The organism is Rhodococcus sp. MS13 (assembly GCF_013277835.1).
Taxonomy (GTDB): Bacteria; Actinomycetota; Actinomycetes; order Mycobacteriales; family Mycobacteriaceae; genus Rhodococcus_F; species Rhodococcus_F erythropolis.
Genome location: NZ_VBTL01000011.1, coordinates 99,476 through 114,362 on the forward strand (window position 1 = coordinate 99,476; position 14,887 = coordinate 114,362).

Sequence of the window (14,887 nt, forward strand, 5' to 3'; positions counted from 1 at the left end):
ATGCGGTGCCCTTTGGCAACCGCCTACTGGCGAGTAAGGTCCTCCCGTTTGCCGCACTTTCGTTGAAGTAACGCGATAGTTGCTTCTGAATCGATCTCTCGTCCAGTTGTTCCAGTCGATCCGCCGCGGAAGGGCGAGAGGCAAAGCGCTTGCGCTGCGGCCATATTGGAATAGGTGGGGGTGTGGGCGGCTACAGGCCTGAACTGGGATGACTTTGCGTTTGATCCTGCGCTCGGACAGTGCTGCAATGTAATCCAATCGGAGCGTGAGAGCGTTCCGATTCTCGAACAATTGCACTCCTCGGATCGAAGCGAGCAATTTGCTGTTCCAGTGGATTGCTCAAATCTGGTGAATCACGCTCAACACCTGTCAACGACACACGGATTCAACGACACACGGATTCCACGAATGAGGAAGGGACTGATCACGTGACGGCGCTCGACGTGTCCACACTGGGCAAGACCAAGCACACGCTTCCCCGCGCAGTGCCCGACCTCCGCCGCGGATCGACTTCTCGGAGGGAATGGGAAACGGCATACCGCAGAAGGCTGTTCCTGGGCGATTCGGTGATCATCGTGGCGACGGTTTTTCTGGCTCAATGGCTACGATTCGGCGGAGACGGCCGTGCGGTAAGCCCCGGAATCCTCGGGCAACTCAGCTACACCGGTGTGTCAATTGCATTGGCGGCGATGTGGTTATCGTCTTTGGGGATCTTCCGCACTCGCTCGATTCGTGTGATCGGCAGCGGCCCCGAGGAGTACAGACGAATCTTCGTCGCGACAGTTCGCCTCTTCGGTCTCATTGCGATTGTCAGCTTGCTGTTGCAGTTGGACATCGCACGGCTCTATCTGGCCTTCGCATTTCCGGTCGGTCTGACCGCACTGATGGCGAGCCGCTGGATCTGGCGAAAGGTGATCGCGCGGAAGCGGTCTCGCGGCGATTTTCAGACGTCCGTCTTGGTCGTGGGAAGCCCGGTTGCAGTCAAGAAAATGGCCCAGACCTTCGAACGAGCTCCCGGTGACGGGTACCGGGTAGTGGGCGTCTGCCAACCCAGTCAACTAGGACGTCGCGACAGAGTCATAGTGGTCGACGGCAACGAAATACCGGTCCTAGGCGACGAGCACGACGTGACCGACGCACTCGATTTGGTCGGTGCCGATGCGGTGGCGGTTACGGCGACGGAACACCTCGGCTACGACGGTATGCGGAAACTGGCCTGGGATCTGGAGTGTAAGGACGTCGATCTTGTTGTGGCACCGGGAATCCTGGATGTTTCCGGTCCGCGACTGTCGATGCGGCCGGTGGCGGGCCTTCCACTGATTCACGTCGAACGTCCGCGATACCATGGTGCTCAACGGTTCGCCAAGACAGCCTTCGACGTCGTTTTCGCATCTGTCATTCTCATTTTGATCAGTCCCGTTTTGATCGTGACGGCCTTGGCAGTCAAGTTCACCAGTCGGGGTCCTGTGCTCTATCGGTCGGAGCGAATGGGATTGGACGGGGTTCCCTTTCCGATGCTGAAGTTCCGATCGATGGTTCAGAACGCAGATACGCAGGTCGACAGCCTGCTGTCGGATAACGAGGGCGCCGGCGTCCTGTTCAAGATGCGTGACGATCCTCGGGTTACCAAGGTGGGGCGCGTCATTCGAAAGTTTTCGATTGACGAGTTGCCTCAGTTCGTCAATGTGCTCCGTCGCGAGATGAGCGTAGTTGGCCCGAGACCGCCGTTGAGGCGTGAGGTAGAGGCATACGACGGGGCCGTCAAAAGGCGACTGCTGGTCAAACCGGGTATCACCGGTTTGTGGCAGGTGAGCGGGCGCTCGGATCTTTCGTGGGAAGAAACCGTTCGGCTGGATCTGTCCTATGTCGACAACTGGTCGATGGTCGGGGACGTGATGATCGTCGTGAAGACGCTCAAAGCCGTAATGGCTAGTGACGGCGCATACTGATCCGTTCAGTCAGTCTTTCGTATTCGTATCGCGAATCCGATTCGCCATTCCCGGCGAACTCTGCCTGGGATCCGAAGTAAGGGAACTGCGCAATGCACACTGGCCAATCGGTGGTGCTCGATGAGAACTTTGGGGGAGCAGGCTCGATGTCATCAACAAAATACTCGATGTATTTGGCGGTGATTCCAACCTATCGGAATCCGTGCATCGAGGTGTTGCGTGAGATGGAAGAAGGAAATCTCGATATTCTCGCTTCGGACTACGGGCTGGATTCCACGGTGCGAACTGGCATCGACAAGGATTTCTACGACCGCGTTCGACGGATCGGAATCTTCGGTGACAAGGTTCTTCTTCAGGTGGGTTCTTGGAAAAATCCGCTTTCCGCGTCCGTGACTATCCTGGATTTGAATCCCCGTAGTCTCACATCGTGGAGTATTTTGGTCCTTCGACGAATAGCGCGTCGACGTACTCTTCTTTGGGGCCATTTGCATCCCAGGCAAGGTTCTTCGTCGAAGACGGCTTTCCTTCGGCGAACGATGCGCCGCTTGTCTCAGGGGACCATTCTTTACGGGTACGCCAGTGTGGTCCCAGCCAAGCTCGAGGTTCCAGGCCAACCAGTTTGGGTTGCACCCAATTCTTTGTACAAACGCGCTGACATCAACGCTGGTAACATCGGCGAATCGCGTAGATCAATTGTCTATGTCGGCCGATTGGTTGCCGAGAAGAACGTCGATCAATTGGTTCCAGCTTTCCACCGATCGGGCCTCGTAGACGAGGGTGCCGTGTTGGAAATCGTGGGTTTCGGCAATGCGGTGGAAACGATAGAACGGCAAATTCTCGATTTAGGTCTGGAAGAGTCCGTTGTGGTACACGGTCGCATTGAAAGTCCGATCGAACTTGCTGAAATCTACGCACGCTCAATCATGTCGATCTCTCCCGGATACGTCGGGTTGAGTGTCACTCAGAGTTTGGGATTCGGAGTCCCGATGCTGTACCCCGAGGACGCCCCGCACGCCCCCGAGATCGAACTTGCTGCTGTCGGTCCTATGCAGAGTTACTCACCGACAACCGAGGAGTCGCTGGCTGCGGCGCTGCGAGACTACTTCCTGCATCTTGTCTCCAATCCCGTTCCAGCGGAGGAAGTTTCAGCGAAGGTCGGGGATCTCTATTCCGCCGAAACCATGGCATCGGGGATCTCTGCTGCGTTGCGAGGTCAGGTCGTCGAATTCGACAATGAGGGATGGCCCAAGGAGATGGTCGTACGATGAGCAACCGATCACGCCTACCGTCAGGTGTCAGGCGAGCCCTTCGCGGAATTATGAATGGACTCGCAATATCGAACGGGAATGTTTCAGTAGGGCGCGACTTCAACGCCGGCCGTGGAGCTATCATCAGTGCGCCTCACCGACTGAATATCGGCGATAATGTCAGTGTCGGACCCCGAACCGTTATTCAGGTAGACGGCTCCATCGGATCCCACGTCATGATCGGAATGAACGTCTACATCGTGGGGCGCGAAGACCACGCGATCGACGAGGTGGGTATTCCGATGCTCGCGTCGACGTGGGTGGGGGACCGTCAGCCTGGTGCCCGCGATTCTGTCGAAATTGGAACAGACGTATGGATAGGCGCCTGTTCGGTGATATTGAGCGGTGTGAAGATCGGTGACGGTGCGGTTATCGGAGCCGGTTCGGTCGTGACGAACGACGTCGAGAGTTTCTCGGTGAATGTCGGAGTTCCGGCACGGAAAGTCGCCGAACGATTCGAGAGTGACACGCAGAGAAGTGCACACCTGCAAGCTGTGCACGGACTGCCGTCCTGAGTTAGCTGAAAAGGGAAATGAGCACGATGGATAATCAGGGAAATAAAATCCTGATCGTGGGAATCAACTATTCTCCTGAGCCAACCGGTATCGCTCCGTACACGGAGGGTTTGGCAAATGCGATAGCGGATGCCGGTGCTGACGTCAGGGTAGTGACAGGGTATCCGCACTATCCATACTGGCGAAAGATGGATGGCTTCTCAGGTCTGTCCTCCGTAGAGCAGTCGGAAAATCTGACGGTTCAAAGACTTCGTCATTACATCCCTCGGAATCCCAGCTTCCTGCGAAGAATTCTGATGGAGGCAAGTTTCGCTTTGAGAGCGACCTGGGCGACTCTTTTCCATCGAGCAGACCTCATACTGTGTTTAAGTCCTACACTTTTGTCCTCGGCGGCATTTGTCATCAGGACCAGGCTCCTTCGGTCGCGCACACCCGTGGTGCTGTGGGTGCAGGACTTCTACGGACTGGGCGCGTCCGAGACCGGTCAGCTGAGCGGAGGCCTGTCGTCTCTCGTCGATCGAGCCGAATCCTGGATCTTGCGAAAGTCCGATCACGTCGTCGTGATCCATCCGCGGTTCGCGAAGCATGCTCAGGACAACCTCGGAGTCGACTCGAGCAGCGTCACAGTCATCAGGAACTGGACCCACCTGGATCTCTCCCAGTCTGCCTGCACCCGAGAAGATTCGCGAAATCGATTGGGCTGGGGGCCGGAACAGAAGATAGTTCTGCATGCCGGCAATATGGGTGCCAAGCAAGGGCTCGAGAACGTGGTGGACGCCGCGCGTTTACTTGGGCCGCGGCAGTCCGACATCAAATTCGTGCTGATGGGGGATGGGAATCAGCGGGCCCATCTCGAAGCGCTGTCCGAGGGATGCACCGGGATCGAATTCATGGATCCTGTTGGCGGCGAGGACTTCACCGATGTGCTGCGAGCAGCGGACGCATTACTTCTCAACGAGTTGGCCGATCTTCGCAGTATGGCCGTTCCGAGCAAACTCACATCGTATTTCGCATCAGGGGTACCCGTCGTCGCGGCTACGTCTTCGGACAGTGCCTCCGGCGAGGAGATCGCCCTGTCCGGGGCGGGAGTACGTGTTGACGCCGGAAATCCGGAAGCATTGGTACGTGAAATAGAGATGCTGGTATCCGACCCCGTCCGTGCCGCTCAACTCGCGCGAAACGGGGGGGAGTACGTGCACGAAACCTTGTCTCCCGGCTCTGCCACCACGGCGTTCGGTGACCTCTTCGACGGACTCATCAATCGAGACAGTTTGCCGACTCGACCGACGCAAGCCCGAGCGCGATGACACACCCGCAGCTCTCCCTCGGTGAATTCACCGGGGCAGGATACGACAAGGGACGTCCGGCATCAGTGCAGGTCGCCTGGCTCGCGGTGGCACCACTGTTCCGGGCCTGGTTCGTGCCGGCGCGCATACGAGTTGCCATTCTCAGACTGTTCGGCGCTCAGATCGGTGATGCAGTCCTGATTCGGCACGGCGTGAAGATCCATTGGCCGTGGAAACTGTCGATCGGTGATAACACTTGGGTGGGTGAGGGAGCATGGATCCTCAATCTCGAACCGGTGAGTATCGGGTCGAACAGTTGTGTCTCGCAGGACGTCTTTCTGTGCGCGGGCAGTCACAGCAGAAAGTCACGGACTTTCGAGTTCGACAACGGACCGATCGTCATCGGCGACGGAGTGTGGATTGCGGCCAGGTCCACAATTCTCCGTGGCACGTCGGTCGGTGACCACTCGGTTATCGGCGCAAATTGCCTTGTTACATCTGATGTTCCGGCGAGTTCGATCGTCCGCGCCCCGGCTTCGTCGATCGGACGACCATGAAGGGCGCACGACCGCGCTGCGCCGGGGTTCCGCACTCGTTCGAGTGCCCGGGTGGTGGAACATGAAGGTGATGACGAACCCCCTGGTGGTTCAGTTCACGGGAATCGCCGGCGGACGTCTTGTCGGTGCGTTGATTCAGGCACTGAGTATGGTCCTACTCGCGCGTATCTCTGGTCCGTCCGGCTTTGGAATCTTCGCTGCGGCTTATGGTGTCGGACTGGTGCTTCAGACCATTCTGAACTTCGGGTTCACCCCATTTCTGGTTCGGATCCGTGCGTTGGGTGACCAGGACCCCCTCATCGCGTCGACCTTGGAGTTCTCGCGCCGCGCCAACCTGGCCGTTGGTGCATTGCTGGCATTTACCGCGGCGGTAGCCGCGGTCTTCGAGCCGAAGCTTTGGTTCGTAGTGCCGTTGACAGCTTGGGTTGTTCTGGACAATTACGTCGAGACGCTGCTCTCGCTACCACTCGCTGACGGGAATACCTGGCAGAACGCGGTGTCGTTGCTCCTCCGGCGAGCACTTGCTCTCGTTTTTGTTGCGGCGGCTTGGCTCGCAGGAGTCGACGCAGTGTTCTGGTATTCCGTGGGCCTCGCGTTCTCTTCGATGATCGCTGTCTTCGTGGCCATTCGGCTCGGACCGGCGATCACTCGTGTGAGATCGAGACGCTCGTACAAGTCGATCATCGGCAAGTCTTCGCACTTCTGGTTGAATTCCGTTGCTACTCAGACGCGCAACTTCGACGTACTGCTGGTTGGACTTGTCACGTCGCCGGCCGTCTCCGGAATCTACGGCGTGACGAGTCGTATCACCACGCCGTTGCGGCTGATTCCCACATCATTTGCGGCAGTTCTCATGCCGGCGGCGGCGCGCTCGACGACCGGGCGAATCACCCAGGGTATTCTGCGACCCGCGATGTACGTATGCATCGCAAGCGCGGTGATCTTCGGTGTGATCGCAGCTGCCATACCTGTGCTCGTTCCACCGATTTTGGGCGATGCGTACGTAGACGCGGTACCGGTAATGCAGGTCGTCTGCTTCAGTTTGATCTTCGCAGCGATCTCGTCCCAATTGAATGCGATTCTGCAAGGTACGGGCAGAGTTGAAATTGTCTCCTACATAACGGTTGTGAGCACCTTGATCTGCCTCGTCGGAATCGTGCTTGCTGCCCCCCGTTACGGGGCGTTCGGAGCGGGGTGGTCGCTCTCGCTCAGCTATGTACTTCAAACCGCATTGCTGACCTGTGTCGTTGTCGTTGCAATGAGGAGGGATCCCCATGCGTAGGTTCTTCATGAGTATCGCAGCAGCTCAGGGCAATCTGGGTGACATCGAGATACGGCGAACAGCACTCGACTACATGCGTGAACTGGGGTTCAAACCCGTTGTCTTTTCCGGCAGTATGAGCGCGGAGTACGTCGATGCCTTCGATTGGGAACCAACCGACGAGGTCATGGATTCGGGTATCAGCTTCTGGCGAGCGATTTTGTCCGATACGGTGCGCCGAAAGCGGGCAGTGATCGTGATGGCACCTGGGCCGGCGGTTCTGGGGGCTTCAGCAGCAAGCGTCGTCAAGCACTCGTTGTTGGTGACAGTCTTTGCGGTGCTGCGCATTTTCGGTACACGAGTCCTCGTTTTGGGACGGTCGATCGAGGTGCGAAGCTCGATGGCGGCAGTACCCGAGAAGATCCTCGTCGGCGTAGCCGACATCTACGCGGCACGTGACAAAAGGACGTGTGAGTACCTGCGAGGCAAGAGTCGGTTCTATCCCGATCTCGCGTTCCGGGCCGGCGTATCCGACGGAGCGAAGTCTGCAGGCCGAGAATCTGCGAGCCGAGAAATAGCCTTGCTTTCACTTCGGCATGACCGACCGGTGAACTACGCGGTTCTTCGGTCGATCCACAGTCAGGTCGAGGCAATCGGCTTGAATCTGGTGGCCTGCTGCCAAGTTGCCGAGGACGACAACCACAATCGTGAAGTTGCTGCAACGCTGGGTATTCAGTACGTGGGATGGGACGATGACGTGACCCATCGGCAACAGGAGTCCGCTGTCCGCGCCCTGTACGAGCGCGCTGCCGTAACCATCAGTGACCGCCTCCATGTTTTGATCCTGAGCGCTCGAGGCGGATCGATACCGGTGATGGCGGGCAGCAGTTCGGTACCGAAGCTGAGGGATTCGCTGGAACCGGTACTCGCGCCGCAGGCCTCCTGGATGGACGATGCGACGGGTGGCAGCTTGAATCTCGGGCACGACGAATCTACCCGTATCTCTCGCGGAATGGATTCCGCTGCCGCGGAACTGGAGGATTTGAGATCGCGGATCAAGGGGGCAGTAATGCCGTGAGGGTTTCTCAGTTCTGGTTGTGGGTTCGTTACTCCCACACAACACAATTCGGCCGATGACTACTCGCAGACAAGTATCTGCTTCGAGGACGGAGTTTCAAGTGAAACGTGCACTGATTACCGGAATTACAGGCCAAGACGGTTCATACCTGGCCGAGCTGTTGTTGAGCAAGGGATACGAGGTCCACGGACTTATTCGTAGGTCGTCCACGTTCAATACAGCTCGAATCGATCACATGTATGTGGATCCCCACACGCCGGATGCAAAACTGTTCCTTCACTACGGAGATCTCAGCGACGGGGCGCGTTTGGTCACTCTTCTCGCACAGATACGCCCGGACGAGGTCTACAACCTCGCAGCGCAGTCCCACGTGCGGGTGAGCTTCGACGAGCCAGAACATACCGGTGACACCACGGGAATCGGGTCGATCAGGTTGCTCGAAGCAGTCCGGATGGCTGGTCTCGAATGCAGGTTCTACCAGGCGTCCAGTTCCGAGATGTTCGGTGCGACACCGCCTCCGCAAGACGAGCAGACTCCCTTCTACCCGCGATCGCCGTACGGTGCGGCGAAGGTGTACTCGTACTGGATCACCAAGAACTACCGCGAGGCGTACGGGATCTTTGCCGTGAACGGAATTCTGTTCAACCACGAATCTCCCCGGCGAGGCGAAACATTCGTCACTCGCAAGATCACGCGAGCGGTGGCGCGGATCAAGGCCGGTCTGGAAAGCCATTTGTACATGGGCAATCTCGATGCAATCCGCGACTGGGGCTATGCGCCGGAGTACGTGGAGGGTATGTGGAGAATGCTTCAGGTCGACGAACCGGACGATTACGTGCTCGCGACAGGCGGTAACTACTCGGTCAAGGATTTCCTGACGGTGGCCTTCGAGCACGCCGGCCTGAACTGGGAAGATCACGTGCGCTTCGACGAGCGCTATCTGCGGCCGACGGAAGTAGATGCGTTGATCGGAGATGCCGGTAAGGCGGAGCAGAAGCTCGGTTGGAAGGCGACTGTGCATACCCCGGAGCTGGCTCGAATCATGGTCGATGCGGACATCGAGGCTCTGACGTGTGAGGGCAAGCCCTGGATCGACCGTCCGAATCTGGTGGATTGGGAGCACGCTCGATGACGGGGGAGTACACGCAGAAGTCCCTCGATCGGAGCGACGCGGTATACGTTGCGGGCCATCGTGGACTCGTTGGTTCAGCGATTTGGCGTCGTTTGGAAGCCGACGGTTTCAATCGCCTTGTCGGTCGCACGTCCGCCGAACTCGATCTTCGCGACCGCGGTGCCGTGTTCGAATTCTTCGCCGCTGAGAGGCCGAAGAACGTGGTCCTCGCGGCGGCCAGAGTGGGCGGGATACTGGCGAACAGCACACTGCCGGTGGACTTCATCTCCGACAACCTTCGCATCCAGGTGAACGTGATGGACGCGGCGGCCGAATTCGACGTAGATCGCCTTCTATTCCTCGGATCATCCTGCATCTACCCGAAATTCGCGCCTCAACCGATTCGCGAAGAGTATCTACTGACCGGTCATCTGGAACCGACGAACGATGCCTATGCCATCGCAAAGATCGCGGGAATCCTGCAGGTACAGGCTGTTCGCAAGCAGTTCGGGCGACCGTGGATCTCCGCGATGCCGACGAACCTCTACGGCCCGGGTGACAACTTCTCTGCCAAGGGCTCTCATGTGCTGCCGGCCCTCATCAGGCGCTTCGACGACGCGCGCCGTGATGGAGCTGCGTCAGTCGTGAACTGGGGCAGCGGGACGCCGAGGCGCGAGTTTCTCCACGTCGACGACATGGCGGATGCCTGCCTTCATTTGCTCGACCACTATGACGGAGCAGAACACGTCAATGTTGGTACGGGCGAGGACCAGAGTATCGCGGAGATTTCCGCGATCGTGGCGGACGAGATCGGGTTCGACGGCGAGATCGAATGGGATCACTCGAAACCTGACGGGACGCCGCGGAAGTTGCTTGACATCGGGAAGCTTCGAGATTTGGGGTGGCAGCCCAGGATTGATCTTCGTGCGGGGATCGCATCGACCGTGGAGTGGTATCGACAGAATGTCGATTCGATCAGGACATGAAGTACTACAGCATTATTCGACGTAAACCCGACTTCGACAGGCAGACATCGTTATGACTTCTCGTATTGCGGTATTCGGCACCGGCTACCTCGGGGCGACACATGCAGCTTGCATGGCCGAGTTGGGTCACGAGGTTCTCGGGGTGGATGTTGATCCGAACAAGCTCGCTATGCTCGAAGCTGGGGAGGTTCCCTTCTACGAACCGGGCCTCGAGGAAGTGCTGCGCCGCAACATAGCCGCGGGACGTCTTCGATTCACGGCTTCCTACGAGGAGGCCGCAGAGTTCGCCGACATCCATTTCCTCGGCGTCGGTACGCCGCAGAAGAAGGGGGAGTTCGCGGCCGACATGCGTTTTGTCGATTCGGTGATCGAGACGCTTGCACCCCTTTTGACCAGGCCGACCGTCATTTTCGGGAAATCAACTGTGCCAGTGGGTACAGCAGAGCGATTGGGTTCGCGGGCACGGGAACTGGCGCCTGCCGGACAAGACGTCGAGGTGGCGTGGAACCCGGAATTTCTCCGGGAAGGCTACGCGGTGAAAGACACGCTTCACCCGGACCGGCTTGTGCTCGGGGTCGACCGTAATCGACCCGGACGTGCGGAATCGGTTGCGCGTGAAGTGTACGAGCAGCTCTTGAACGAAGGTATTCCCTTCGTTGTGACCGACCTTGCGACTTCGGAGTTGGTCAAAGCGTCAGCCAATGCATTTCTGGCGACGAAGATCTCGTTCATCAATGCGATCTCGGAGGTGTGCGAGGCGTCGGGCGCGGATGTGACCGTTCTTGCCGATGCCATCGGCCACGACGAGAGAATTGGTAGGCGATTCCTCAACGCCGGAATCGGTTTCGGTGGTGGCTGCCTACCTAAGGACATCCGTGCTTTCATGGCACGTGCGGGTGAGCTGGGAGCAGATCAAGCACTCACTTTCCTACGCGAAGTCGACAATATCAACATGCGTCGTCGTACTCGGATGGTCGAACTGGCTCGAGAAGCGTGTGGTTCTCTACTCGGAGCCAATGTGGCGGTTCTCGGTGCAGCCTTCAAGCCTGACTCCGACGATGTGCGCGACTCACCTGCGCTGAACGTTGCCGGCCAGATTCAGCTCCAAGGCGCTGCCGTCAATGTCTATGACCCGAAGGCCATGGGAAACTCGAAGGCGTTGTTCCCCACCCTCACTTACACTTCGAGTGCACTTGACGCGTGTGCAGGGGCTGATGTCGTCTTGGTTCTGACCGAGTGGACCGAGTTTCGAAAGTTGTTGCCGTCGGATCTCGAAGCGGTCGTCCGCAAGAAGGTCATCATCGACGGACGTAACTGCCTGGAACCGAGCACCTGGCGCGACGCAGGGTGGACCTATCGAGGTCTTGGAAGGCCGTAGATCGGTGAAACCATCAGTGAGGGATGGTTATTGCACGGCGTCGAGGGGAGTGCCCGCGTGTCTGGGACGAAGGTCCGTCAGTAGATGAACTGTTCCGGTGTGGAAACTTCGATCGCCGCCCGTCGATTTCGGGGCGAGTGGTGTTTGCCCTGTTCGATTGGTGTGCACCGGCTTCCGGTGGCGGCGGGCGTTGTTGGATGTTCGCGGACTTTGGTCCTACGGCCGGCTGAGGGTGTGTGATCTTCGCGTGGTCAGCACATTCGGCTGGCGAAATCGAGGGGTTTCGATGCTGCGTTGCGGTGGTGAAAAGAACCACGACACAGTAGAGTTCAGCCTGGCTGCACGTTACGTCCGCTCTCTTCGATGTGCAGTGAACTCCAGGTGGCGGTGTCGGCCGATGAGGCTGACGAAGAGAACTGGACCCGATGTCCGTGTCGCAGGTTCGCCGCTGCGTCAACATGTAGTCGTGCCGTCAAGTGTGGACCACGAACTGAGATGCGTGAGATGCCACGAAGGTTTCTTGTCCCTGCCTGTTTCGGGATCGACCTCTCTGTGACGCAGGGACGCGCGATAAAAAGATTGGCTGCCTCGTTCAGCCTGGATTGAGTGCAGCGGCTCGACAAGCGGCTGTCGATTACTACTCGAATACGTACTACGTGCTCGAGCCGAAGGAGATTCGACGATGGATGTACGGGACTACCTGAAGATCTTGCAGGCACGGTGGAAAATAGTCGTTGTCGTCACCGTGGTTGTGATCTTGGGCGCTTTGGGTGCCTCGTTGATTGCGACACCGGTCTACCAGGCTTCCACGCGCCTGTTCGTGTCGACTTCCACTGGAACGACCGTGAACGAGGCTTACCAAGGCAACCAGCTTTCACAGCAGTTGGTCACCTCCTACGCCAAGCTCCTCACTGGGGAGACGCTCGCGCAGCGAACAATCGATGCAGTGGGGTCAGATCGATTGGGTGGGCTGTCCGCGGCGGAGATCTCGTCGAAGGTGACCGCCACATCGGCGCCGGATACTGTACTTCTCGATTTGAGCGTGCAAGATGCGTCGCCTGAACTGGCACGCGAAATCGCAAATGCGCTGTCGGACGAGTTTGTCGTGATGGTCAAAGATCTGGGTACGCCCGCGAATGGTGGCACAGCGCCGGCGCGCGTCGTTGTCGAGCAGCGAGCACAAACTCCTGCGGAACCGGTGTCGCCGAAGACTTCGCGGAACGTGGCGCTCGGTGCCGCGATCGGGCTTCTGCTGGGGATCGGATTGGCTGTCGTGCGTGATCGCCTGGACAACACCGTCAAAGAGCGCAAGGTGGTCGAAGACATCGCCGGCGCGGCGATGGTGGGAACAATTCCGTTCGACAAGGAACGTGAAGTTCATCAAGCGATCAACTTCCACGAGGGCAACTCCGCAAGTGCCGAGGCGTACCGCGAACTGCGAACCAATCTGCAGTTCCTGGCCGTGGATCGTCCACCGAGTGTCATCGTCGTCACGAGTTCTCTTCCCTCCGAGGGAAAGACCACGACTGCGGTGAACATCGCACTCGTGCTGGCCGAGGCAGGCAAGAAGGTGTGTCTCGTCGAAGGTGACCTCCGTAAGCCTCGCGTTTCGAAGTACCTTGGACTTATCGGAAGCGTCGGTCTGAGCTCGGTCTTGGCTGGGCAAGCAGATCTCGACGACGTACTTCAAGTCACGAGCAATGCTGACCTGACGGTCCTTGCTTCAGGTCCGATTCCCCCGAACCCGAGCGAACTGCTGGGGACTGACACTGCCCATGCAGTCTTTACCGATCTCCGCAGAAGGTTCGACTACGTCATCATCGACGCCTCGCCGTTGCTTCCGGTTACGGATGCTGCAGTGCTTTCAGCGCTGGCGGACGGTGCGCTCGTGATTGCTCGTCACGGCTCGACGAAGAGGGATCAGCTGAGCAGGGCGGTCGGCAATCTCCACAGTGTGGGCGCGACAATTCTCGGCACTGTCATCACGATGACCCCGCTGAACGGTCGTGGTGTCTACGAGTACAAGTACTACTACGATTCCGATCCGGTTGTCGCTGACGTGGCCGTGGGAGGTTCCGTGGACAGCAATCCAGTCGGCGAACGAAGGGTAACGTCGACAGTCAACTGATCTGGTCGTACGTTAAATCCCGACGCCTCACAGGGCCCTCGAGCAATGCTCGAGGGCCCTTCTGCGTGTGGTGAATCGGACGCAATTCTTTAGTCGGGTCCTCTGAGTCTGCGACGCTGCGGTCTGACCTGTCCTACTTGACCGGTGCCGCTACGGCTTTCGATCTGGTTGCGCCTGACGAGCCGTTGTGGGCTTCCTGTTGGAGTCGTGTGACGAGTGTGGCTGACCGCAGGCGGACCAGCACGGTTCGGCGATTGGAGTTGCGCAACGTCTAGATCTCGGTTTGGCATCCCGTGCTGGATTCAGGCAGTGGGTGCAGTAGCTGTTGGCGCAGCCAGAGTCGTGGACGGGGCCCGACATTGTCCCGGCAACCAACTGGTGGATCGCTCGCGGCGGCCGGTATCTCGGTGCTATCCAGATGCGGCACAGCATGAACGAGATGTTGGCCGATTTCGGTGGTCATATCGGCTATGGAGTCCGGCCGCCGGAACGCCGGCAAGGTATCGCGTCGATGGCGCTGCAGGAGATGCTCACGTATGCCACACAACCGGTGGGCCTCGGTCGAGTCCTGATTGCCCGCAACGAGATGAACGTGGGTTCACGCAAGGCCATCGAGGTTTGCGGGGGTCTACTCGCGAGCGTGCGCCCAGCTGATCAGTCGACCGCAACCTCGGCTGTTCGAGAGACACGATCCGCTACTGGGCGCCAACGAGCATGTCGAGCGTCAGTTGACCTATACGCGGCCACGCACTCTTGCCATGGCCGTGCATGCTTGCCATGGACATAGCCGTCGTAGCGGTCGCCCCGCTTTGTAGTCGAACGGCTGCACAATTCACTCTTCTCGAATTGGATTGTGCTGCAGATCTTTCTGCGCCGCATAGACGGTCAGTGGCGGTCCAGGCTCCTCCTTTCGCATGTCTAAATTCTCGGTGTCGCCCGATCGTAGGTTCGCGCATTGCCGGCCAGTCGTAAGTAAGGCGCCCAGAGGCCAAGTGCCGGACAATCGTCCAGGTTTGAGGCGACGCTGAACGCTTCAAAGTATGGTTTGCAGAGCGATTACCAACTGCGTGCGGGTTTCCGTCCAAACGCGGAGTCCAATTGGCCAAGTCAATGAAAACTATAGGTACGCAATGGTAATGGTGAGGAATGTTCGCACCCTCCTGCTTAGAGGGTGAATAACTGACCTCACTGCTGGCGTTCGGAAGAAGTTCGGAAAGCGCTATTGCCACACTGTCCGGAATGTGGCAAACTCCTCACTGGTACTGACCAGCTAGCCGAAAAATTGCCAAGACGTGAGTCCTGACAATATCGAGGCTGGCGACGTCAGCGGG

At 58.4% G+C, this 14,887-nt stretch carries 12 protein-coding genes; all 12 read left to right on the top strand.

All coding sequences use genetic code 11. The annotated features are described in order from the left end of the window. The first annotated feature begins 452 nt into the window (after positions 1 to 452). The 12 genes from FEZ59_RS22215 to FEZ59_RS22270 all read left to right on the top strand — a co-directional run bounded on the left by FEZ59_RS22215 (position 453) and on the right by FEZ59_RS22270 (position 14,343). Positions 453 to 1,949: a sugar transferase gene (locus FEZ59_RS22215; protein ID WP_202023107.1), complete on the top strand. Its 1,497-nt coding sequence runs from the start codon at positions 453 to 455 to the stop codon at positions 1,947 to 1,949. Positions 1,950 to 2,059: 110 nt separating this feature from the next. Further along, positions 2,060 to 3,217: a glycosyltransferase gene (locus FEZ59_RS30460; protein ID WP_157920623.1), complete on the top strand. Its 1,158-nt coding sequence runs from the start codon at positions 2,060 to 2,062 to the stop codon at positions 3,215 to 3,217. A gap of 215 nt (positions 3,218 to 3,432) precedes the next feature. After that, entirely contained in the window at positions 3,433 to 3,771 is a 339-nt protein-coding gene (locus tag FEZ59_RS30140) for a DapH/DapD/GlmU-related protein (protein WP_024487404.1), read from the top strand. 26 nt (positions 3,772 to 3,797) lie between these two features. Further along, positions 3,798 to 5,078 carry a WcaI family glycosyltransferase gene (locus tag FEZ59_RS22230; protein WP_242459911.1) on the top strand — a complete coding sequence of 427 codons (1,281 nt, stop codon included), beginning with the start codon at positions 3,798 to 3,800 and terminating at the stop codon, positions 5,076 to 5,078. Then, entirely contained in the window at positions 5,075 to 5,614 is a 540-nt protein-coding gene (locus FEZ59_RS22235) for a DapH/DapD/GlmU-related protein (RefSeq protein WP_080910161.1), read from the top strand. The genes FEZ59_RS22230 and FEZ59_RS22235 overlap by 4 nt, the downstream gene beginning before the upstream one ends. Before the next feature lie 70 nt (positions 5,615 to 5,684). Then, positions 5,685 to 6,896, top strand: coding sequence for an oligosaccharide flippase family protein (locus tag FEZ59_RS22240; protein WP_172933227.1), 1,212 nt, complete (start codon positions 5,685 to 5,687; stop codon positions 6,894 to 6,896). Next, positions 6,889 to 7,953 (top strand): polysaccharide pyruvyl transferase family protein, encoded by a 1,065-nt coding sequence (locus FEZ59_RS22245; RefSeq protein ID WP_172933228.1) that lies wholly within the window; start codon positions 6,889 to 6,891, stop codon positions 7,951 to 7,953. Before FEZ59_RS22240 ends, FEZ59_RS22245 begins: the two co-directional genes overlap by 8 nt. 100 nt (positions 7,954 to 8,053) lie before the next feature. After that, positions 8,054 to 9,085 (top strand): GDP-mannose 4,6-dehydratase, encoded by a 1,032-nt coding sequence (gmd, locus tag FEZ59_RS22250; protein WP_172933229.1) that lies wholly within the window; start codon positions 8,054 to 8,056, stop codon positions 9,083 to 9,085. Next, entirely contained in the window at positions 9,082 to 10,050 is a 969-nt protein-coding gene (locus FEZ59_RS22255; protein ID WP_019747431.1) for a GDP-L-fucose synthase, read from the top strand. Before gmd ends, FEZ59_RS22255 begins: the two co-directional genes overlap by 4 nt. 52 nt (positions 10,051 to 10,102) lie before the next feature. Beyond that, positions 10,103 to 11,428 carry a UDP-glucose/GDP-mannose dehydrogenase family protein gene (locus FEZ59_RS22260; protein ID WP_172933230.1) on the top strand — a complete coding sequence of 442 codons (1,326 nt, stop codon included), beginning with the start codon at positions 10,103 to 10,105 and terminating at the stop codon, positions 11,426 to 11,428. A 682-nt stretch (positions 11,429 to 12,110) separates the two neighbouring features. After that, positions 12,111 to 13,556 carry a polysaccharide biosynthesis tyrosine autokinase gene (locus FEZ59_RS22265; RefSeq protein WP_019747429.1) on the top strand — a complete coding sequence of 482 codons (1,446 nt, stop codon included), beginning with the start codon at positions 12,111 to 12,113 and terminating at the stop codon, positions 13,554 to 13,556. 418 nt (positions 13,557 to 13,974) lie between these two features. Next, entirely contained in the window at positions 13,975 to 14,343 is a 369-nt protein-coding gene (locus FEZ59_RS22270) for a GNAT family N-acetyltransferase (protein ID WP_346343249.1), read from the top strand. The last annotated feature ends 544 nt before the right edge of the window (positions 14,344 to 14,887 follow it).